Genomic DNA, 21,651 nt, shown 5'->3' on the forward strand with positions numbered 1-21,651 from the left:
CACCCCAAACCCCAAACCCCAAACCCCAAACCCCAAACCCCAAACCCCAAACCCCAAACCCCAAACCCCAAACCCCAAACCCCAAACCCCAAACCCATGGGCTGTGTTGTATTTTATACAGCACACTTCGCCCTGGAGGCGGGCTTTAGTGCCTCGGCTGTATTTTATACAGTATTATCAGCCCGAACGAGCACGGCAGGTGCTGAGTGTGGCAAATTGACTGTATGAAATGCAACGCAGCACGCGTACGTCACCCGATAGCGGTGATTATACTGCATAAAATGCAGCCTGGCTGACAAGTTCTTAATGAAATTTGTCAGGAAGACAGATATTTTGGCGGGAGCGGGCATACATTGTAACATTACGCACAGCAATTGCGAGCGGGAGTAGTCACGCTATATGCATTGCTGCTTCTCGCGTCGAAATAATTGCCGATAGGAATAGGTACTTGGGTACAGTTGACAGTGCCATTGAGAATGGTTATCATGAATATAACGATACTGATAATCATTATCAATAGCATATAATGGAAGTTTGGTCCCAGTGGATAGTCGACAGAGATCAAGAGGACAAACTGGAGCGTTGCTAGACAGCATGCAGCTTGTAACTAATGTAGCAATTACTTATCGGGCAGAGGCCTAGGTGCAGCATAAAGGAGGTTCTGACATTGGGTTTGTTGTATGAAATGGTTGTGAAGAAAAGACAGTCGATGACGCAAAATAAGCCGAACCAAAGTAGAGAACATGAGGAGCGGGTAAGCAGCCCATGGACGGTGAAGTCGATCACGATTCATGCAGCTGATCAAGAACGGAAAGAACATAATAAGTAAGCCTAATCGATAAGGCATCACATAGCATTGGAGCTGGTTCAATAATGAAGGAAAGTCGATTTAACGCTAACGGGCAGCAGCCGGAGCAAACAGAAGAAGTGATTAATCACGAGGGGAAGCCATGGAACTGGATGCTGTTCCCCTTTTCCTCCGTGCGGGTGGGCCAGGAATCCATTCTTGCTGCCTCTGTTGGTTACGGAGTGTATGAGATCAATGAATTTGGAGAGTGGAACAAGCTGGGTGTCGGAATGCCGGAGAATGCCACTGTGAACCGGCTCCAGCTGCACAGCGGTGTCCTGCATGCGTGCACGAGCGAAGGGCTGTATGTGTTCGATGAGGAAGAATGGGTAGATACGGGACTAGCTGTCCCTTGCTCCCAATATCGCCTGCTAGGCGGGACCGGTTATGCGGCGACGGAATACGGGCTATGGGCGGAGATTAGCGGAGAATGGCAAAAGTTCGCCTGTCCGGAAAAACGGGTGTATGATTTTATGAATTTGCCGCAATACCTAGTTGTTGCTCATGAGAGCGGTATTTCGCTCTATGACCGGTTTATGGATGAATGGGCGGAGTTCGAACTGAATCGTGCGGTTACAAGCCTATCTGTATTTCGAGGGTACCTAATTGGGGCAAGCGATAAGGGAGAGCTGCTGGTTGGGGATAAAAGAGGCCGGTTCGACCGAATCCGCTTCAGCGGCAAGTTTATTTTCTCCGTCGTCTCTATTGGTATCGATACTTATGTGTGTACGGATCACGGTTTATTCCGGCTCAGCCAGATTCAAAGTCATTTCTCGCTGCTCTCGGTTAAGCTTGGAGTTCCTGTGACGGATGTAGAGCTTCATGATGGAAGGCTGTATATGGCGACCTTATTTCAAGGCATTCAATATTTAGATATTTAAATTACTTTCTTACAGGGGAAATAGGAGGTACGGGAGATTGGCGAAAGTCATTGTACTTTATGCAAGTATGACGGGGAACACCGAAGAGATGGCAGGTGCGGTTGCCGTTGGGGCAAGAGAAGCAGGGGCTGAAGTTGTCCTGCGGGATGTTTTTGACGCGACAGCTTCTGAGCTTGTAAAATATGACGGCATTGCCATTGGAGCCTATACCTGGGGAGACGGCGAATTGCCTGATGAATTCCTTGATGTCTATGAAGCGATGGGCGCTCTTGATCTAAGCGGGCGAAAGGCTGCTGTATTTGGCTCAGGAGACTCATCCTACCCGATCTTTTGCGGAGCGGTTGATACGATTGAGGAGAAGCTGAAGGAGCTGGGCGCGGAATTAGTAGCGGAGGGCGTGAAGGTAGAGTTCACCCCGTCGAAGGAAGAGTTGACGAAATGCCAAGCGGCTGGGCGACTGGTTGCAGGCGCTGTGCCGGCGTTGAATTAGATCCATCTGGAAGAGGTGACCGGCTATTAGCGCGATAGCAAAAGGAACGATCATCGAGGATTATAAGCTGGAAGAGTTATTAAAATGCCCTTACCGATACATAAAACGGCAGGGTGCCGTACCGTCAATGAAGACGGAAGTGAACTGGATGCAGCTTTCTCAGCTTGCCGTCAGCCATGTGGTGAATGCTTTTTATTCGACGCCAGAGATGGAGCGGCCCTGGTTCTCCATCCCCGCAACTCTGGAGCGCTGGTGGACGAACAAAATATCCAAGTTTGAGTCGGAAGAGCATTATTGGTCAATTAAGCAGCGCCTTCTCGATGGCCTTCATTTATTATTAATGGAAAATAAGAGCGACTCCCCCCTTATCCTGTTCGAACAGCATCAAGTATTCGTGCAGGAGCTTCAGGTGGAGCTGATGCACATTTTGCAGCTTGTGCTTAGAACTGAGGATGGAGAACCGTCTGATTATATGGTGCGCAAATATATCGTCGATGAGGACGAGGATATGATTGCCTTGTTTCAGCATTTGACGACTGTTTTTTGCGCGAGTGCATTTGGCAGGCTGCCTATGCAAATCGAGGTGTTGTCTGTACTAAGCGGCAATAGGCTCGTGACGAATCCATCGTCAGAATCGCTCCAAGGATCAATTGATTACATGAAGCTTGTTACAAGCTTAATGCCTGAGGTGGCTTCGGAGCCGATGCAAATTCGTAAAACACAAGGATCGGCAGAATGCCGCCGCTGTCCGTTTTTGGAAGAATGCATAAGGCCGGCAGAGACAGCTGAAGCCGTTATGATGTAAAAGATAATAGCCTTGCTCTTCTAATAGAGGAGCAGGGCTATTTTTTTCATAGAATGACAGGGATGAGGAGACTTCTTGCGCATCTGTCGAATATTGTAGACAAATAGGGTTGATTTATGTAACATGGCAATAGCCTTAAGGATTTTTTGCATACATACACACACAACTAGACAACGAGGAGAGGTTTTTGTGTCGGAGGAATTGCTGCTGACTTTTCGGTCGCCGCCGCTGCCGTTTTTCATAGAGTCAAATAGAAGAACCTATCACGCGGGGGAGGAGCATCCGAACCGGACGAATCTAGGCGTGTTTGATCTGTTATTTGTCCAGCAGGGGTCGCTTTATATCGCGGAGGAGGACAAACGGTGGACGCTTAATGCGGGGGATGTGCTCATTCTTCGGCCAGACCGCTGGCATCATTCCTATAAGCCCTGCCAAGAGGATACAGTGTTTGACTGGGTACATTTTCAGACCGTTGGGGCCTGGGAGGAAACCGAAGGAAGTCAGCAAGGCTCGCTGCGCGGAGATTATTACACCTATGCCATCCGCCTGCCGAAAAAAATGCATTTATCGTTCCCGGACGAAGCGAAGCTTCTGTTCTCCCAGCTGCATGAAGCAGCGCAAAGCTCTTCGCATGGCGCTTTCTGGGAGCGTCAGCAGCGTTTTCTTCACTTGCTGCAGATGCTTGATGAGGGCTGGCGTTCGGATGCGGCAAAAGCTGGCGTCTCCGTTGCGGAGCGGGCTGCCGCTTATTTGAAAATGAACTATCGAAGTATCATTACGAATACGATGCTGAGCGAAGCGCTTCAGCTTCATACCAATTATATAACCCGTTGTATGACGGAGGTATTTGGCTGTACGCCGCAGCAATATTTGCTGTATTACCGTTTAGACCAAGCGAAGCTTCTGCTGATCAAGACAGATTGGCCAATCGCAAGGGTGGCAGAGGAGACCGGATTCAGGCAGACGCCGCATTTTTCAAGACTTTTTGCTGCTCAGACCGGCATGCCGCCGCTTAAATTCCGCAAACGTTTTACGAATTAATGGGATATTAACGCATAATCGACCTGTGCTTAAGCAAATACTGGGTAAAAAGCACAGGGGGTTATATTGCATGATAGAACGTTATTCCATTACAGCAGATGTTGGAGATATGATTGAGTCTTTTAAGGTGGAACAGTTAATTAACTGTTATACGAACCGATTTAATGTGGCACCGACCCAAACGGTGTCGATCGTAATGACGGATCGCTGGGGTCTGCGCACGATGCATGATGCAAGATGGGGACTATTCCCGTTCTGGGCAAAAGATTCGGTGAATGCGGACAGCTCGATGCTGTCGAACAAGCCTTTCTTCGAGCGGATGCTTCGGAAGCAAAGATGTGTTGTCCCTTGCAGCGGCTTCTTCGGCTGGCAGAAGGGCCAGAAAGAAAAGGATTCCCGTGCGATGCATATCGTCGTGCCGAATCAGGGATTGTTTGGTATCGCAGGCTTCTTCGACGTATGGCGGAATTACAGCGGACAAGAGGTGCGCGCTTTTACGATGATTACGGCGCCGGCTTCGGGGACGATGTCGCAATGGCAGCCTAACGTGCCGATTATTATGGACGAAGAGGGCATTGAGGACTGGCTCAATCCACGTATTTCGGATTTCCGCTCGCTGCGCAAGCATCTTGAGCCGATGGACAGCTACCGGATGCGGGCTTATCCGGTGACGAACGCGGTTGGCGATGAGGCTTATGAGTCGCCGGATTGTATCCGGGAGATTCGTCCGGATTTTGCCTGAATGATGAAAAGGCGCGTTCCCTGGGGGGACGCGCCTTTTTTTTGTTGGTGGAGCAGGTTAGTTGGGCTAGCTAGGACATCGGAATGGGCTGAGTAGGCGGTTAATCAGGGCGTATGACTAGCCCGTCGGACTGGGCAGGGTAGGCGGTTAACCAGGTTGTCTGACTAGCCCATCGGACTGGTCTGAGTAGGCAGTAACCAGGCCGTCTGACTAGCCCATAGCCCATCGGACTGGTCTGGGTAGGCTAACGAATCCTGGTATCGTTATTTACCCATTTGGGGCAGCTTTTGGAATCTAACGAATCCTCATATCGCTATTTGGTGATTTAGGTGAATCTGGTGGGCATTATCACGAAAATAGCATTATTACGATTCGTTAGAATTCCGCGAGCGGCGTTTGGGGCGGAATAAGCGACTGAGGATTCGTTAGAGTTGGGCGATTAACTTGTAGAATGATTAACTGACAGAGTGATTAACTTGATGGATGATTAACTTACAGAATGATTAACCAGATTGCGTTCTGCGGAACTCATCTGTTAATAATGGAACAACCTCGAATAGATCCCCGACGATGCCATAATCAGCGACGCTGAAGATGGGAGCGTCGGGGTCTTTGTTTATAGCGATAATTACGCGCGATTGGCTCATGCCGGCCAAATGCTGGATCGCGCCGCTGATGCCGCAGGCGATATAGAGCTGCGGCGTAACGACCTTGCCGGTCTGCCCGATCTGCAGGGCATAACCGCAATAGCCGGCATCGCAGGCGCCGCGCGAGGCGCCAACTGCGCCGCCGAGCTGGCCCGCTAGCTCTTGCAGCGGCTCGAAGCCCGCTGCACTGCGCACGCCTCTGCCGCCGGAGATGACCACGTCGGCTTCGGCGAGATCGATCTGACCGCCAGCGCGGCGCACAAGCGAGCGCACGGCGGTCAGGAGCGGCGGCACCGTGAATGGCAGCGCCTGCACGGTGCCTTGGGCTTCGCCAGCCGTGGTCTCGGCCGGCTCGAAATTGTTCGGCCGGATCGTGACGACCCACGGCTGGCCCGGGGTGAAGCTGCGCCGCTCGAACGCCTTGCCAGCGTAGATCGGCCGCGTGAATACGCCATCAGTTTCATCGATGGCGGTCACGTCAGCGACGTGGCCGGCGCCGCAAGCCGCGGCCACGCGGGGCGCGAGTTCGCGCCCCATAGCGGTATGGCCGAGCAGCAGCGCGTCCGGCCGTACCGCCTCCATCGCTGCGCGCAAGGCGGCGATGTACGCCTCGGGCGCGAAGGCGCGAAGGGCCGGGTCGTCCGCGACATGGACGACGTCCGCCCCTCGCGCAGCCAGCTCGGCCGCTTCATCGGCCGCGCCGCCGGCTGTGGCGAGGACGGCATGCACCGAGCCGTCTCCGCCTGCGAGGCGCCGGGCTGCGCCAAGCGCCTCAAGCGCCACACGGCGCAGCTTGCCGTCCCGGCTCTCGGCGAAGACGAGTATTGTTCTTCCCATTCGTAATTCCTCCTTTGTTGCAGTTATAACTGCAGCTTCACTCAGAACTCAAACGTTGCTAAAGTAACCTTTTATTTAGTCACTTGTCTTCATGGGAGGATAAGACCCTGCGAGGGTCTTATTGCCTCAGATCGGGTAGTCATTGTGTTGAATAAGACCCTCATAGGGTCTTATATCATTAGTTTCTTCTAGTATTCGATGTATTCTCGGCTGTAAGGTCGAGATAAGACCCCGACAGGGTCTTATCTGAGTGGAACCAGTAGAAGAATGGGGCAATAAGACCCTGACAGGGTCTTATCACTATCTCTGGCATTGCACGGAGGGACGCTTGACTAGTAGCCTGTGTCCGCGAGGTTAAGGTCCTTCAGGGTACCCGAATAAACGTGACGAGAGCCATGTTAAGGTCCCTAAGGGACCTTAACCATTGCCACAGCAGCAATATTACCGCCAAAGTGATTTGTTCACCCGAGCATAGGGTCCTTCAGGGACCTTAACTAGCTGAAAAAGCGTTGCACGAGCCATGTTAAGGTCCCTAAGGGACCTTAACCATTGCCACAGCAGCAATATTACCGCCAAAGTGATCTGTTCACGCGAACATAGGGTCCTTCAGGGACCTTAACTAGCTGAAAAAACGTTGCGCGAGCCACGTTAAGGTCCCTAAGGGACCTTAACCATTGCCACAGCAGCAATATTACCGCCAAAGTGGTCTGTTCACCCGAGCATAGGGTCCTTCAGGGACCTTAACTAGCTGAAAAAGCGTTGCGTGAGCCGCGTTAAGGCCCCTTAGGGACCTTAACCATTGCCACAGCAGCAATATTACCGCCAAAGTGGTCTGTTTACGCGATCATAGGGTCCTTCAGGGATCTTAACTAGCTGAAAAAGCATTGCGCGAGCCATGGTAAGGTCCCTAAGGGACCTTACCCATTGCCACAGCAGCAATGTTGTCGCCCAAATGGTCTTTTCCCGCAAACTGAATGCCGATTAATCGACTTAACTATTAACGGTGGCATGCACCAAGCGAGCGCTACAATCCCGTCGCACCAACACCTACTGTGGCAGCTGCCCCTCCGCTTGCAGCAGGCGGACCAGCTCGAGCGCCTGCTCGCCAGGCGTTCCGGCGATACGCCGGCCTGCCGCACGTGGCGCCGGCGGGAAAAGCTCAACGCGTGTTGTTCTCGCGCCTTCGTCTGCGCTCGCGGCCGCCGCCACCCTGGCGAGCGGCTTACGCTTCGCCTTCATAATGCCCGGCAGCGACGGATAGCGCGGCTCGTTCAAGCCTTGCTGCGCCGTGACGAGCGCGGGCAGCGGGATAACGACCGTCTCCGTATCGCCTTCCACGTCGCGGTCCACGACAGCGAACCGTGCCGCCGCTGCAGCTCCTGGCGGCAACTCACCGGATGCCTTAGCCTCATCCGGTCCAACAATGCCTAACTTCACCGCAGATGAAGCATGCGGCAGCCCAAGCCGCTCCGCGACCTGGAGCGCAACGCTGCCGGAGCCGCTGTCGACGGCGAATAAGCCGGCCAGCAGCAGGTCCGGCTTCAGCGGCTCGATCACCTTCGCGAGTGCAGCAGCCAATGCGAAGCTGTCATCTCCCGGCACGGTAGCAATATCCAGCCGAATAGCTTCGTCCGCGCCCATCGCTAGCGCTGTACGCAGCGCCTCCTCCGACCGGTCTCCGCCGCAGGAGACAACACGCACCTCACCGCCATGCTGCTCCCGCTGGCGCAACGCTTCCTCGAGGGCATATTCGTCATAAGGATTAATGACGAGTTTGGCATCTGCCTCCGAAATCGCGCCATCCTTTACCGCGATTTTTTCTTCCGTATCAAACGTCTGTTTTAGTAGAACGACAATGTTCAGCACCGCAGCATAACCTCCTTCAAAACTGTAATTCTAACCTCTTCATCACTCTAACAATCCGAAGACGCAAGGCTCGGCTTACCCAACTTCCATCAGTGCTACGATATGAGGCAACACGGCCAAATAGACCGTCCAAAGCGGCGAAAGGGGCGCATGTTCATGCTAACGGGCTCATATACTGGAGCACCGCGGTATTTTGAAAGAAAGCGCTTATGAACTTGTCCGAATGAAGGGCTGCAAAAGGGGGCGAAGCGCGTATGAGCATGCTGGATTGGTGGTCGGCAGATGAGGTAACAACGGGAGTTCGATGGATATTTTTCGCTGTAGTAACAGGGCTGGCTGCGGCTGCTTTTGCAACCGTTGTACTGCGCAGAGTCGGGTATATGAAGCTTGGCCGGGCGGCTCCGCTTGAAGAAATACCGGCTGATGAGCGACACAAGAAGAAAGGCCGTTCTTCCGTAGCAGGTCAAGTACTTGGGCATCGCAAGCTGCTGCGCGATTTTAGAAGCGGCGTCATGCATTTCATTTACTTCTACGGCTTTATTATCCTGCAGTTTGGGGCGGCAGATCTGATCTGGAAAAAACTCAGCGGTCACCCGATACCGTTTCCCTTCTACGGACAGTTCGCCTGGTCGCAGGAGTTGACCGTTTCCCTTGTCTTCCTTGCTGTTTTATACGGGGCATTCCGCCGGTATGTCGAGCAGCTGCCAAGGCTGAAGAGAGGCTGGAAGCCTTCTCTTGTTCTATGGTTTATTGGCGGCTTGATGCTTACCGTTCTGCTGACCCTAACCTTCGAGCGGCTGTCAGGGGACGCTCATTCTGTAGCTGAACGTTACGCACCTGTTTCCTCCGTACTTGCGGACTGGATCGGGAAGCTTGGCATGCCGACAGGAGGTATCGCAGCGGAAGCCGGCTATGAGCTGTTCTGGTGGATGCATTTACTGGTGCTGCTGTCTTTCCTTGTGTATGTGCCGCAGTCGAAGCATTTTCACCTCATAACGGCTCCCGTTAATTTGTGGCTGGGGCGGAACGCGCCGGTAGGTCGTCTTGTGCCGCTTAATTTGGAGGATGAGGATGCGGAGTCGTTTGGTGTGGGGAAGGTAGAGCATTTTACGCAAAAACAACTCCTCGATCTGTACGCCTGCGTCGAATGCGGCCGCTGCACGAACGTGTGCCCTGCCTCGAATACCGGCAAGCTGCTGTCGCCGATGCATCTGATGACTAAGCTTCGTGATCACCTGACGGAAAAAGGAGCTGCCATTACGTCGAAGTCACCTTGGATCCCGTCAGCTATGGGCGGGCAGTTGGCAGGAGCCCATGTGATGGGCGCGGTTATTCCGATTTGGGAAGAAAGCCCTGAAGGCAGTGTCACTTCCATTATTCCAACAATGACGGCGCAAAAGCAGGCCTGGGGTGTTCGGGAGACCATGAAGGTGGAAGAGCTGGAGCTGATTGGGGATGTGATGACGGAAGAGGAGCTGTGGGCTTGCACGACCTGCCGCAACTGTGAGGAAATGTGTCCTGTTGGTAATGAGCATGTCGACAAAATTATCGATATGCGCCGCCATCTCGTGCTGATGGAAGGACGGATGCCCTTCGACGGCCAGCGCGCCCTGCAAAATATTGAACGCCAAAGTAATCCTTGGGGGCTGCCAAGAGCGGAACGTGCAGCATGGATCTATGATTGCGAGACCCGCACAGGCATCCGTGTCCGGACGATGCAGGAGATAAAAAAGCAAGGAGCCGCCAAGCCGGAGTTCCTCCTGTGGGCAGGATCGATGGGGGCGTACGATACACGCAGCCGGCGCGTGCTCTATGATCTTGTGCGGCTGCTGGACCGGGCTGGGGTGTCCTTTGCTACGCTAGGTCTGGAGGAACGGAGCTCGGGTGATACCGCAAGGCGGATTGGCAACGAGCTTTTATTCCAGGAGTTATGCCGCGAAAATATCGAGACCATCGCTCGTTACGGGGTAACCCGGATCGTTACGGCATGTCCACATACGTACAACGCTTTCCTTAAGGAATACCCCGACTTCGGTCTGCCAAAAAGCATACAGATTGAGCATCATACGGAATTGCTTGCCCGTCTCTTGAAGGAAGGTCAACTGAAGCCTACGCATGTGTTAAAAGAACGGGTTACTTACCATGATTCCTGCTATTTGGGACGGTATAACGGTGTCTATGATGCACCTCGGGAAGTGCTGAAGGCCATTCCTGGCGTTGAGCTTGAAGAAATGGCACGTTCACGCGAGAACGGTATGTGCTGTGGTGCAGGCGGCGGGCTCATGTGGATGGAGGAACAAAGTGGTGTGCGCGTTAACCGGGCGAGAGTCTCGCAAGCGCTGGAGGTGCGTCCGACGATTATCGGTTCTGCGTGTCCGTACTGCTTAACGATGATGGAAGATGGATTAAAGCTGCTCGAAGCGGATGAAAAAACGTCAGCCAGGGATGTTGCAGAGCTGCTTGCAGCAAGCGTGTTTGGCGGGGAGACCGCAATGCTTACGAAGTAAGAATTGCTCTAAGCGGCTAGAGGTAGCCATTAATGTGGCGATTCTCTAAGTCTACGCTTACGAAGTAAGAATTGCCTCAATCTGAATTAGATTAGCCGCTCATAATGCAATTCTTTTTGATGCTTACGAAGTAAGAATTTCTTCAAATGACCGAAGACGGCCATCAACGTGGTCATTCTTTAAGCCAATGCTTACGAAGTAAGAATATCCACAAATGGCTAAAAACGGCCATTTACGTGGTCATTCTTTAAGTCCACGCTTACGAAGTGAGAATATCCACAAATGGCCAAAAACGCCATTTACGTGGTCATTCTTTTTAGGAGGTGCTTTCAAATGTCGATGAATCGAACGGGTACAGTGAGGCGCGCGGCGGTAATTGGGTCTGGCGTTATGGGCGCCGGGATTGCTGCGCATCTGGCGAATGCCGGTATGCGTGTGCTGCTGCTTGATGTAGTGCCGCAAACCCTTCTTCCAGAGGAGGAGAAACGAGGTCTTACCCTTGCTTCCCCACAGGTGAGGAGCCGCCATTCACAAGCAGCAATTGGCCGTATGGTGAAGGCGCAGCCTGCACCGCTATATGAGCCGTCTTTTGCCGCGAGGATTACGGCAGGTAATCTGGAGGATCATCTCACCGCCTTGTCCGAGGTGGATTGGATTGTGGAAGCGGTGGTCGAGCGGCTGGATGTGAAGCGGAGTCTGTTTGAGAAAGTGGAGTCGGTATGGAAGCCGGGAACGCTTGTGACTTCGAATACGTCGGGCTTATCCGTGGCTGAGATGGTGGAAGGCAGGAGTGAGGCGTTCCGGCAGCATTTTGCAGTGACACATTTCTTCAACCCGCCTCGCTATATGAAGCTGGTGGAGGTTGTGCCAACGGCAGATACTGATCCAGCGGTTACAGCTCTCTTGGCTGCGCTTTGCGAGGAGCGGCTTGGCAAAGGTGTTGTTGTAGCGAAGGATACACCGAATTTTATCGCGAACCGGATTGGCACTTACGGCATGCTCGTAACGCTGGAGGAGGTTCTGCGATACGGACTTACGGTGGAGGAAGCCGACGCACTGACGGGTCCTGCTATGGGCCGTCCAAAGACGGCGACCTTCCGGATGCTTGATCTGGTTGGCCTTGATACACTGCTTCATGTCGTAGATAACGTCCGGGATAAAAGCTCAGATCCTGCGGAGCGCGAGACGTTCGCCAGACCTCCGCTGCTGGAGCAGCTTGTAGCTGCAGGCAGGCTAGGAGAGAAGAGTGGAGGCGGCTTTTATCGGAAAATTAAGGGGCCAAAGGGCAGCAGTGAGATCGAATCATTAGATTTGCAATCGCTTGCTTATAGGGCGCGCAGCTCGGTCAAGGGGCCGATCATAGATGCCGCGAAGGCGGCCAAAGGTACAGGTGGGAAAGTGAAGGCGCTGCTTGGCACTGATCCTAACCATCCTTATGCCCAGTTTGCCTGGCAGACCATTAAGCGGACTTTGCTCTATTCGGCCAACCTTGTTGGAGTCATTGCCGATTCCATCACGGATATCGATAAAGCGATGAAATGGGGCTTCAACTGGGAGCTTGGACCGTTCGAGCTGTGGGATGCGCTGGGACTGCAGAAATCCGTTGCCCGGATGAAGGCTGAAGGGGACGTGGTGCCGGAGTGGGTGGAGCAATGGATTGCGGGAGGTCATAGCAGCTTTTACGCGGTGCAGGAGGGCAAGCGATTGGTTTACTCAGGTGCGAGTGGTAGTGGATTTGCCGAAGAGGAACAATCGCCGGATGAAATATCGCTTACTGCTTTGAAAGAAGCGGGCAGGACGGTGCTGCGTACCTCAGATGCCAGCTTAATCGATCTTGGCGACGACGTCGTCTGCCTCGAATTCCACTCGCAGAATAACGCAATCGGAGGAGAGATACTGACAGCCATTAGGCGGACAGCCGATGAGGTAAGCCGCAACTGGCGCGGACTGGTCATTGCTAACGATGGACGCAACTTCTGCGTAGGCGCGAACCTGCTGCTTCTGCTCATGGAGGCGCAAAACGGCGAATGGGATGAAGTCGAAGACATCATCCGGATGTTCCAGAGCAGCATGCTCTCGATTAAAAAATTAGACCGCCCCGTCGTCGCCGCCCCTCATCGGATGACGCTTGGCGGAGGTGTCGAGGCTTGTTTACCGGCGGATCAGATTATTTTCTCGCCGGAAACATACTTTGGCCTCGTCGAGACCGGTGTCGGCCTGATCCCGGCGGGCGGCGGCTCGAAGGAAGCCGCCGTTATGGCAGCAGCGCGTGCTGGAGGCGGCGAAATTCAGCCGCATCTGAACACCCTGTTCGAGACGGTCGCGATGGCTCGCACCTCCTCAAGCGGCTTTGATGTTGGCCGCATTGGACTGAAGCGTCCGCAGGACAGTGTCATTATGCGGCAGGATGCCCGCATAGCTGAGGCCAAGCGGGCCGTGCTCGAGCTTGACCGTGCGGGCTATACGCCGCAACCGGAATCACGCGTCCGTGTGGCAGGCCGCGAAGGCAAAGCAGTTCTGCGCATGGGCGTGCACAGCTTGCTGCTCGGTGGCCAAATCAGCAAGCACGATGCGCTGATCGGTAATAAGCTCGCTCATGTGATGGCCGGCGGTGATGCCGCGCCAGGAGCAGAAGTGAGCGAGCAATATTTGCTCGATCTAGAATGCGAAGCCTTCCTTAGTCTCTGCGGCGAACAGAAGACGCAGGATCGCATGAGCCACATGCTAACCACCGGCAAGCCGCTGCGGAACTAGGCTGGTGAGGCGCGGAATTGCCTGAGCCCATGCCAGACTCAGAGGTACGTTCGCATTCACACTCCTAGCAACATTCACACCTACTCTCATACCTACTCTCGCACCTACATTCGTATCTACATCCACACTTACATCTAAACTTACATCTAAACTTACATCTACATTCCTATCAACACTCATATTCACACTCAAATCTGCACTCATATATACGCTAACTTCAAAGCTCATTCCTGACCCAGACTGTATTTCGTACAGCCTAATGCCGCGCTATCAACAAGTAACTAGCCCTACAGTGGATTCCATCCAGCATAATCAGTAACTTCTCTGCGGGGATGGTCTGAACGGGCAAATGTTACTGTAGAGAATCCAACGTAGGTGCGTCATACGAGCTTCTGCTGGACTTTTACTGGAGTAATTCCAACGTAGGTCAACGCCATTCTATGAATCCAGGCAGTAAAGGGGAGAGAAGTGTTAGCTTCCAGATACTTAAGGTCCTTCAGGGACCTTAAGTACCCTGAAGTTCACTGTTTGGAGCACGTTAAGGCCCCTGAGGGACCTTAACACACAGGATCCACGCTGAAAAGCAACAGTAAACGCTCCATTCCAAGTACTTAAGGCCCTTTAGGGGCCTATTCATCCGAAGAACGATAAGGTCCCTAAAGGACCTTATCTCTCAAGAGCTAAGCAGATACGTAGTCGAAAACGCGGACCGTGGAGCAAATAAGGTCCTGCGAGGGTCTTATCTGTAACGCACCAAGCCGTTCGGAGTGAGATAAGGCCCCGGGAGGGCCTTATCTCCCAAACTCAAGCAGAAAAGTAGTCGAAAACGCGGACTGTAGAGCGAATAAGACCCTGCGAGGGTCTTATCTGCAACGCACCAAGTCGTTCGGAGTGAGATAAGGCCCTGGGAGGGCTTTATCCTCCCGAACTCAAGCAAATAGGTAGTCGAAAACGCGGACTGTGGAGCGAATAAGGCCCCGCGAGGGTCTTATCTGCAACGCACCAAGTCGTTCGGAGTGAGATAAGGCCCAGAGAGGGCCTTATCCTCCCGAACTCAAGCAGAAGGGTAGTCGAAAACGCGGACCGTGGAGCGAATAAGGCCACGCGAGGATCTTATCTGCAACGCATCAAGCCGTTCGGAGTGAATCGGCCGGTGAATGACACGGCGCTGCGTGTGAATACCGCGCAGCGCCAACAAGAAGGAGGACGCTTATGGGAGCAGCGGGCAAGTTTGTGGATAGTGACCGCGATGCCGTTATCGTATCCGCGGTGCGTACCGCGGTCGGCAAGGCGAAGAAGGGGAGTTTAGCGGAGACGAGGGCCGAGGATCTTGGACGGGCCGTGCTGACGGCGGCGCTGGAGCGGGTACCGGGCTTGAACGCAGCGGATGTCGAGGATGTGATCATCGGCTGCGCGATGCCGGAGGGAGAGCAGGGGCTGAATATGGCGAGGATCATCTCGCTTTATTCAGGCTTTCCTGTGACAACGCCAGCCGTAACGGTCAACCGATTCTGCGCATCGGGTCTGCAGTCGATTGCTTATGCGGCGGAACGTATTCGCCTAGGCGAAGCCGACATCCTGGTGGCTGGCGGCGTGGAAAGCATGAGCCATGTACCAATGACTGGCTTCAAGCTGTCGCCTCATCCGGGCATAGTAGATGCCATGCCGGAAGTGTACATGGGTATGGGCCATACCGCCGAGGAAGTGGCCCGTCGCTACAACGTCACGCGTGCCGCACAGGATGCGTTCGCAGCATCGAGTCATCGCAAGGCGGCAGCGGCGATCCAGGAAGGACGCTTTAAGGACGAGATTGTACCGGTAACCGCTACACGATCCGATGTGAATGCAGCTGGACGTCCAATCGAAAAAACCTTCACCTTCGACACAGATGAAGGAGTCCGCACAGAGACTTCACCGGAGACACTTGCTCCGCTGAAGCCTTCTTTTGCAAGGGAAGGAACGGTAACAGCAGGTAACTCCTCGCAGATGAGCGACGGCGCAGCGGCAGTCATTGTGATGAGCCGGGCAAAAGCGAGGGAGCTTGGGCTGACGCCTTTGGCTGCTTTCCGCACCTACCGTGTTGCAGGGGTAGCCCCGGAAGTGATGGGCATTGGCCCAATCGAGGCCGTGCCAAAAGCGCTTCAAGCCGCTAACTTAACGGTTAATGACGTTGATATTTTCGAGCTGAATGAAGCTTTTGCCGCCCAATGTGTACCGATTATTGAGCAGCTAGGCATCGACCCGGAGCGTGTGAATGTGAACGGCGGTGCGATTGCACTTGGCCATCCACTCGGCTGCACAGGGACGAAGCTTTCGGTCTCGCTTATTCATGAACTGAAGAGACGCGGCGGAGGTATTGGGGTAGTCACAATGTGTGTCGGCGGGGGCATGGGTGCGGCAGGAGTGTTCGAAGTGTACGCATAGCATAGCGCGATAGAGCGAAGGTGGAGGAAGCAGGAAGGCCAACTGAAAGGAGAGCTTAAGGCATGGGGGAAAACATTCGTTTTGGCGGCAGATTCGTCATTGAAGACGCTTTGCCGTCCGCAACGGTGACGCCGGAGGATTTCAATGAAGAGCAGCGGATGATGGCGGATGCGGCACAGCAGTTTATGGAGGGAGAGATTTTCCCGGTTGATGAACAGCTTGAAGGCTTAGATTATGAACTAACCGTGAAGCTGATGCGCCAGGCAGGGGAACTTGGGCTGCTCGGAGCTGATGTACCTGAGGCCTATGGTGGACTTGGGCTCGATAAAGTAAGTACAACACTGCTGTCGGAGACGCTTGCCCGCGCCTCCTCTTTCGCGCTGTCCGTAGGTGCACATACGGGGATCGGCACGCTGCCGATCGTCTTTTTCGGGACAGCTGCGCAGAAACGCAAATACTTGCCGAAGCTTGCAACCGGTGAGTTAATTGCAGCCTATTGCTTGACGGAGCCAGCCTCCGGATCGGATGCCTTAGGTGCGAAGACAACAGCTCGGCTGTCGCCTGACGGCAGTCATTACCTGTTGAACGGTTCCAAGCTTTACATTACAAACGCGGGATTCGCGGATGTGTTTATCGTGTATGCGAAGGTGGATGGGGAGGCTTTCACCGCGTTTATTGTGGAGCGGGATATGCCGGGGTTCAGTGTTGGTCCCGAAGAGCACAAGATGGGGATCAAAGGCTCATCGACTCGCCCGCTATTTTTCGAAGATGTGGCCGTCCCCGTAGAACATGTGCTGGGCGAGATTGGTCAGGGGCACAAGATTGCCTTCAACATTCTGAATATCGGACGGTTCAAGCTTGGAGCGGGCTGCCTTGGCGGGTCGAAAGAAACGATTGAACTGGCCTCCAAATACGCTAACACGCGAAAACAATTCGGCCGCGCCATATCCTTCTATCCTCTGATCGGCGCTAAGCTGGCGGATATGAATATCCAGACGTATGTGCTCGAAAGCATGGTGTATCGTACCGCTGGCTGGATTGATGCGATGCTCAGTGCAGAAGGGGCAGGAGCCGATGCTCCGGATTCTGGCGTGCGGGCTGCGAAAGCGATCAGTGAGTATGCGCTGGAATGCTCAATTATTAAGGTTTTTGCGTCGGAGACATTGGATTTTGTGGCGGATGAAGGCGTGCAAATTCATGGCGGCTACGGCTATATCAAGGAGTACAAGGTCGAGCGTATTTACCGGGATTCGCGGATTAACCGGATTTTCGAAGGGACCAACGAGATTAACCGGATGCTGATCCCAGGAACGTTGCTCAAAAAAGCAATGAAAGGCGAGCTTCCACTCCTCGAAAAAGCGCAAGCCCTGCAGGCGGAGCTGCTTCAACCGATGCCGGTGCCGCCGTTTGATGAGCCGCTGAGTCGTGAGGCGTACCGCGTTGCACAAGGGAAAAAAGCATTTCTTGCCGTCGGCGGCCTCGCCGTGCAAAAACTTGGAACTCGTCTGGATCAAGAGCAGGAAGTGCTCTGCTCGCTGTCAGATATCATGATCCAGCTGTTCGCTGCCGAAAGCGCGCTGCTGCGTACGCAAAAGCTCGTGCAAAGCGGAGCAGAAGCGAAGAACCCGATTCAAATGACTGAAATATTTGTACAGGAGGCACTGGAGAAAATCGAATCGATAGCGAAGATTGCTCTGGCAGCACTCGCCAAGGGGGATGCCCTGCAAATGCAACTGTCTGTCTTGAAGAAACTGATGCGTGCTCCGCTGGTGGATACGATTGCCGCTAAGAGAGAAGTTGCCGCACGCGTCATTCGCGGGGAGCAATATATTGTGTAGGAGGGGGAACGCCTTATGGATCCGTCAAATCCGGAACGCCCGCTTGTACCCGAGGATCGGCAAGAGCCGACCAATTCCACACCTATCGAAACGTCACTTCCGTCACAGCAGGAGGAAGCCGCAGCCTCGCAGCTCGTAGTAGCAGCGCAGCCAGAAGAAGAGTTATCTGTAATGTTGGAAACAGAAGATCAGCCTGAGCAAGATACCGTACTAGCAGAGGCAACTTCAGACGAGGAGCCTGCTGAAGCAGGTTTTGAGCAGACTGTCGAGGAGGCTGCCCCAAGCGGGGAGCCTCTCGTTGCTGCTCTTAATGCCGAGGCTGAACCGCTGTCAGACACAACCGTTGAAGCAACTTCATCTGATGAAATGCAAGAAGCGGAGCCTGCTTCGCACACCGAGGCAAACTCACTCGATGAAACTCCTGCCGCCCAACTCGTACTAACGTCCGACTCAACCGCCGAAGCATCCTTTTTTGAGGATTCCTCCACGGAAGCCCCAGCAGAAGAAGTCGTCTCATCCGCGGCTACACCTACGGATGAGCCCGCCGCTGCAGCAGAAATCCCAAAACCATGGCTGCGCCATTATCCGCCGGAGATTCCGGCTACTCTTGATTATCCGAACTATGGCATTCCTCAATTTTTGATCAATGCCGTAGAGAAGTATCCGGCTAATGAAGCTGTTCATTTTCTAGGCAAATCCATCACTTACCGCGAGTTATATGATCATGTCTGCCGCATCGCCAACGGTCTTATCACTCTTGGTGTGAAGCGGGGAGACCGCGTCGCCATCATGCTGCCGAACTGTCCGCAGGCGGTCATCTCCTACTATGCTGCTCTAATGGTCGGAGCTGTTGTTGTACAGACGAATCCGCTGTACGTCGAGCGGGAGATTGAGCATCAGCTGTCCGACAGCGGTGCAACGACTATTATCACCGTGGATCTGTTCTATGAGCGTCTCGCGCGCGTTCGTGGTGATTTCCCTGAGGCAGGTCCTCTGCCAAACCTTAAGAACGTGATCATTACGTCACTTAAGGATGGACTTCCTTTTCCGAAAAACCTGCTCTACCCGCTCAAACAACGCAAAGAAGGCTTCAAAGCAGATATTCCTTATGGCCGCCAAGGTGTTGTGTCTTACAAAAAGCTGCTTTCCTCCAGCTCTAACTTGCCTGTCATAACGGACATTCACGGCAGCGATCTTGCGCAGCTTCAATATACAGGTGGTACGACGGGAACGCCGAAAGGGGTGATGTTAACACACCGGAACCTTGTTGCCAATACGATGCAAATTGCGGCATGGTGCTACAAAGCAAAGGACGGATACGAAAGATTTCTAGCGGCACTGCCGTTATTCCATGTATTTGGTTTGACCGTCATCATGAATTTCTCGGTGCTGCGCGCATCTTCGCTTATCCTGCTGCCGCGCTTCGAGACCGAGACTGTACTGGAGACAATCAGCCGGCAGCAGCCCACTATATTTCCCGGTGCTCCAACGATGTATATTGCTCTAATTAATCATAAGAACGCAGCAAGCACAGACCTTTCCTCCATTGAAATATGTGTAAGCGGGTCTGCGGCTCTGCCGCTTGAGGTACAGGAGCAGTTCGAGAGGATGACGGGTGGCAAGCTGATTGAAGGTTATGGTCTGACGGAGGCTTCACCTGTCACGCATAGTAATCTGCTCTGGGGCAAACGCAAAATCGGTACGATTGGCTTTCCGTTCCCGGACACGGAAGCAGCAATCTTCAGCCCGGAAGGCAAGCCTCTCCCTATACGGGAGGTTGGGGAGATTGTTGTAAGGGGACCGCAGGTGATGAAAGGTTATTGGAACAATCCCGAGGAATCCGCCATTGTGCTGCGCGATGGCTGGCTGCATACCGGCGATCTTGGTTATATGGATGAGGATGGTTTTTTTACAATCGTAGATCGCATTAAAGATATCATTATCGCAGGCGGCTTCAACATTTATCCGCGTGAGATTGAAGAAGTGCTGTATGAGCATCCGGCGGTGATGGAAGCCTCTGTTCTGGGAGTCAAAGATCCATATCGGGGCGAAACCGTGAAGGCATACATTGTGCTGAAAAAAGGTTCCTACACCTCGGCTGCTCAGCTGGATGTCTGGTGCAGACAACGGCTTGCTGCGTTTAAGGTGCCTCACCTGTATGAATTCAGGGAGTCGCTTCCGAAGACAATGATCGGCAAAGTATTAAGGCGCAAGCTGCTTGAAGAGCTGGAAAAGGAAAAGGAACAGGAACAGTAATAGTAAAGGCGGTGAGCGAGGCGTGTCGGAGGATTTTGTCGTGAAGCAGGCGGACATCGAGGAGCACTTGGCAAGACTGGAGGAGCTGGCTCGTGGAACCTTCTGGAGTGAGCTTGGCTGTGAAGTCGTATATGCAAATGCTGAAAAAGCGGCGATCCGTCTGCACGCAGAGCAGCGTCATCTGAATTTGATTGGGATCGTGCATGGCGGAGTGTTAATGTCTATGCTGGATAATGCGATGGGGCTGGTGGTAATGGTCGCTTGTCGGGAGAAGACGGTAACCGCCCAGCTCAATACGCATTTTTTGGAGAGTTCAAGAAGTGGGATTCTGGTGTGTGAAGCCGAGATTATACATCGCATCGGCAGGACCATTACGCTTCAAGCAACGGTGAAAGATGAGGACGAAAAATTTATCGCATGGGGCAGCGGTTCTTACCGAATTGTATCGAGGTAACACGGAAATAGTCTGATAGTCCGAGTTGCTGTCGAGCGGCTGCTTCGATATAATATATCCTATATATGGAAGAAAATTTTATGGGCGAATGAACTGTAACGAAAGCATCGATTTGCCGATAAATATAAGAAGAGAGGAGGCGGGAAAATGGTCGACGGTTGGATTACGGCAGTTGTGTTGATATTCGGTATTGCAGTTGCATTGATCGGTGTTTTTGCTTATTTACGAATGTTTAATAGAAACGAGACGCATCATTCACCTACAGACATCCCGCCTCCAACACCCGTGAAACCGGCTCCTACAGAGGAAGTAGTCCCTGCTGTGAAGCCGCCCGGGGAGAGCTGAAGGTAAGGATTGGATTAATATTTGTTTATTTTACAATCTTGCCCGAAATGTTATAATAGTAAGAAAAATGCAAACATTGTGACTCATTGACCATGGAGTTGCCTGCACCGAATGGGGGTAATTGCGGTGTAAGTGCCGCATCCGTTCTCGGATTTGTTGTTTAGGACGACCATCCAACGTATAGGGGAGGAGATTTCATGGCGAAGCATAGCCAGAATGAGGTCAAGGAAAGCCTGAAGGAACTCACGAGAATTTTTCAACCTAAGGACCCGCGTAAGTTTGTAAAGGATTATATCCGGAAGTACAGAATTACGGGTGGTTACGAGGATGAATTAACAATTTTAGTGGAAGACGAGATGGGTAAGATAAACTCCTCGGTCAGTTGAGTGACGTAAAGATGGCTTTGCATCTGTGGCATACAGATGCAAAGCCTTTTTTGTGCTTGGAAAATGTAATTCTTTTGTAAGGATTTGATAATGCTTTTGCAAGGAGCTCGTTCTTGGATGGTTAGTTTTGTCCGCTAAGCTAGTTCTCGTAGGCAAGTTAAGGGCGAAACGAACACTTCGAGGGAGAGATGATAATGAAGAAAACACTATGGAGTACCTTAATTATTGGAGGAATGCTGCTGATCAGTGCTTGTAACTCCAATAACAACAACGAAATGAAGAACGACAAGCCGGCGACGGAAATGAATGACGACAAGATGATGAATGACGATAAAGCTATGAATGATGACAAGATGATGGATGATGAGAAAGCTATGAACGACGACAAAATGATGAACGACGATAAAGCGATGAACGACGACAAGATGATGGATGACAGCAAATAGGTCCAGTAAGCAAGTCCTTCGCCTTGCCAGGCGGGGGATTGTTCTGCATTAAGGAGGAAAGTCGTATCCGGGACGAACAGGTCGT

General features: G+C 52.8%; 18 protein-coding genes. 15 read left to right on the forward strand and 3 right to left on the reverse strand.

The features are described from left to right. The first annotated feature begins 667 nt into the window (after positions 1 to 667). From FHS17_RS11095 to FHS17_RS11120, 6 genes are all read left to right on the forward strand, one after another. Positions 668 to 829, forward strand: a complete 162-nt coding sequence (locus FHS17_RS11095; protein WP_167278470.1) for a hypothetical protein — start codon at positions 668 to 670, stop codon at positions 827 to 829. 44 nt (positions 830 to 873) lie between these two features. After that, the gene (locus tag FHS17_RS11100; RefSeq protein WP_167278471.1) at positions 874 to 1,728 is read left to right on the forward strand and encodes a hypothetical protein; all 855 of its coding nucleotides are present in this window, start codon (positions 874 to 876) and stop codon (positions 1,726 to 1,728) included. A gap of 37 nt (positions 1,729 to 1,765) precedes the next feature. Further along, a complete protein-coding gene (locus FHS17_RS11105; RefSeq protein WP_167278472.1) occupies positions 1,766 to 2,218 on the forward strand; it encodes a flavodoxin in 453 nt (150 codons plus the stop codon). Positions 2,219 to 2,345: 127 nt separating this feature from the next. Then, entirely contained in the window at positions 2,346 to 3,023 is a 678-nt protein-coding gene (locus tag FHS17_RS11110; protein ID WP_167278473.1) for a hypothetical protein, read from the forward strand. Positions 3,024 to 3,212: 189 nt separating this feature from the next. Further along, a complete protein-coding gene (locus FHS17_RS11115; protein WP_167278474.1) occupies positions 3,213 to 4,064 on the forward strand; it encodes a helix-turn-helix domain-containing protein in 852 nt (283 codons plus the stop codon). Between the two features lie 70 nt (positions 4,065 to 4,134). Further along, positions 4,135 to 4,806, forward strand: coding sequence for an SOS response-associated peptidase (locus tag FHS17_RS11120; RefSeq protein ID WP_167278475.1), 672 nt, complete (start codon positions 4,135 to 4,137; stop codon positions 4,804 to 4,806). A 503-nt stretch (positions 4,807 to 5,309) separates the two neighbouring features. Here FHS17_RS11120 and FHS17_RS11125 read toward each other — a convergent pair. Together FHS17_RS11125 and FHS17_RS11130 are read right to left on the reverse strand one after the other, a co-directional pair. Next, positions 5,310 to 6,290: an electron transfer flavoprotein subunit alpha/FixB family protein gene (locus tag FHS17_RS11125; protein WP_167278476.1), complete on the reverse strand. Its 981-nt coding sequence runs from the start codon at positions 6,288 to 6,290 to the stop codon at positions 5,310 to 5,312. A gap of 1,047 nt (positions 6,291 to 7,337) precedes the next feature. After that, positions 7,338 to 8,153, reverse strand: a complete 816-nt coding sequence (locus tag FHS17_RS11130) for an electron transfer flavoprotein subunit beta/FixA family protein (protein ID WP_167278913.1) — start codon at positions 8,151 to 8,153, stop codon at positions 7,338 to 7,340. A gap of 263 nt (positions 8,154 to 8,416) precedes the next feature. Between FHS17_RS11130 and FHS17_RS11135 the strand changes: the two genes are divergently transcribed. After that, positions 8,417 to 10,663, forward strand: coding sequence for a (Fe-S)-binding protein (locus FHS17_RS11135; protein ID WP_167278914.1), 2,247 nt, complete (start codon positions 8,417 to 8,419; stop codon positions 10,661 to 10,663). 333 nt (positions 10,664 to 10,996) lie between these two features. Next, the gene (locus tag FHS17_RS11140; RefSeq protein ID WP_167278477.1) at positions 10,997 to 13,417 is read left to right on the forward strand and encodes a 3-hydroxyacyl-CoA dehydrogenase/enoyl-CoA hydratase family protein; all 2,421 of its coding nucleotides are present in this window, start codon (positions 10,997 to 10,999) and stop codon (positions 13,415 to 13,417) included. Here FHS17_RS11140 and FHS17_RS11145 read toward each other — a convergent pair. Continuing rightward, on the reverse strand, positions 13,388 to 13,621 hold the full coding sequence (locus FHS17_RS11145) for a hypothetical protein (RefSeq protein ID WP_167278478.1): 234 nt from the start codon (positions 13,619 to 13,621) through the stop codon (positions 13,388 to 13,390). The two genes, FHS17_RS11140 and FHS17_RS11145, sit on opposite strands and share 30 nt — an antisense overlap. A 1,008-nt stretch (positions 13,622 to 14,629) precedes the next feature. On the opposite strand from FHS17_RS11145, the gene FHS17_RS11150 reads away from it, so the two are divergent. The 7 genes from FHS17_RS11150 to FHS17_RS11180 all read left to right on the forward strand — a co-directional run bounded on the left by FHS17_RS11150 (position 14,630) and on the right by FHS17_RS11180 (position 21,566). Further along, positions 14,630 to 15,841, forward strand: a complete 1,212-nt coding sequence (locus FHS17_RS11150; protein ID WP_167278479.1) for an acetyl-CoA C-acyltransferase — start codon at positions 14,630 to 14,632, stop codon at positions 15,839 to 15,841. A gap of 62 nt (positions 15,842 to 15,903) precedes the next feature. Continuing rightward, positions 15,904 to 17,679 (forward strand): acyl-CoA dehydrogenase family protein, encoded by a 1,776-nt coding sequence (locus FHS17_RS11155; protein ID WP_167278480.1) that lies wholly within the window; start codon positions 15,904 to 15,906, stop codon positions 17,677 to 17,679. A gap of 15 nt (positions 17,680 to 17,694) precedes the next feature. Then, a complete protein-coding gene (locus FHS17_RS11160; RefSeq protein WP_341805819.1) occupies positions 17,695 to 19,935 on the forward strand; it encodes a long-chain-fatty-acid--CoA ligase in 2,241 nt (746 codons plus the stop codon). Between the two features lie 22 nt (positions 19,936 to 19,957). Further along, positions 19,958 to 20,389, forward strand: a complete 432-nt coding sequence (locus FHS17_RS11165) for a hotdog domain-containing protein (protein WP_167278481.1) — start codon at positions 19,958 to 19,960, stop codon at positions 20,387 to 20,389. Between the two features lie 147 nt (positions 20,390 to 20,536). Next, positions 20,537 to 20,734, forward strand: a complete 198-nt coding sequence (locus FHS17_RS11170) for a hypothetical protein (RefSeq protein WP_167278482.1) — start codon at positions 20,537 to 20,539, stop codon at positions 20,732 to 20,734. A gap of 197 nt (positions 20,735 to 20,931) precedes the next feature. Continuing rightward, positions 20,932 to 21,120 (forward strand): hypothetical protein, encoded by a 189-nt coding sequence (locus tag FHS17_RS11175; RefSeq protein ID WP_012772497.1) that lies wholly within the window; start codon positions 20,932 to 20,934, stop codon positions 21,118 to 21,120. Between the two features lie 194 nt (positions 21,121 to 21,314). After that, positions 21,315 to 21,566, forward strand: coding sequence for a hypothetical protein (locus FHS17_RS11180; protein ID WP_167278483.1), 252 nt, complete (start codon positions 21,315 to 21,317; stop codon positions 21,564 to 21,566). Positions 21,567 to 21,651: the final 85 nt, after the last annotated feature.

Source organism: Paenibacillus lupini (genome assembly GCF_011761355.1).
Lineage (GTDB): Bacteria > Bacillota > Bacilli > Paenibacillales > Paenibacillaceae > Pristimantibacillus > Pristimantibacillus lupini.

What these genes read in the sequence shown, in the direction of transcription:
- FHS17_RS11100 (WP_167278471.1), top strand. Translation starts at nt 874, where the DNA reads ATGAAGGAAAGTCGATTTAACGCTAACGGGCAGCAGCCGGAGCAAACA.
- FHS17_RS11110 (WP_167278473.1), top strand. Translation starts at nt 2,346, where the DNA reads ATGAAGACGGAAGTGAACTGGATGCAGCTTTCTCAGCTTGCCGTCAGC.
- FHS17_RS11120 (WP_167278475.1), top strand. Translation starts at nt 4,135, where the DNA reads ATGATAGAACGTTATTCCATTACAGCAGATGTTGGAGATATGATTGAG.
- FHS17_RS11125 (WP_167278476.1), bottom strand. Translation starts at nt 6,290, where the DNA reads ATGGGAAGAACAATACTCGTCTTCGCCGAGAGCCGGGACGGCAAGCTG.
- FHS17_RS11135 (WP_167278914.1), top strand. Translation starts at nt 8,417, where the DNA reads ATGCTGGATTGGTGGTCGGCAGATGAGGTAACAACGGGAGTTCGATGG.
- FHS17_RS11140 (WP_167278477.1), top strand. Translation starts at nt 10,997, where the DNA reads ATGTCGATGAATCGAACGGGTACAGTGAGGCGCGCGGCGGTAATTGGG.
- FHS17_RS11145 (WP_167278478.1), bottom strand. Translation starts at nt 13,621, where the DNA reads ATGAGTGCAGATTTGAGTGTGAATATGAGTGTTGATAGGAATGTAGAT.
- FHS17_RS11150 (WP_167278479.1), top strand. Translation starts at nt 14,630, where the DNA reads ATGGGAGCAGCGGGCAAGTTTGTGGATAGTGACCGCGATGCCGTTATC.
- FHS17_RS11155 (WP_167278480.1), top strand. Translation starts at nt 15,904, where the DNA reads ATGGGGGAAAACATTCGTTTTGGCGGCAGATTCGTCATTGAAGACGCT.
- FHS17_RS11160 (WP_341805819.1), top strand. Translation starts at nt 17,695, where the DNA reads ATGGATCCGTCAAATCCGGAACGCCCGCTTGTACCCGAGGATCGGCAA.
- FHS17_RS11170 (WP_167278482.1), top strand. Translation starts at nt 20,537, where the DNA reads ATGGTCGACGGTTGGATTACGGCAGTTGTGTTGATATTCGGTATTGCA.
- FHS17_RS11175 (WP_012772497.1), top strand. Translation starts at nt 20,932, where the DNA reads ATGGCGAAGCATAGCCAGAATGAGGTCAAGGAAAGCCTGAAGGAACTC.
- FHS17_RS11180 (WP_167278483.1), top strand. Translation starts at nt 21,315, where the DNA reads ATGAAGAAAACACTATGGAGTACCTTAATTATTGGAGGAATGCTGCTG.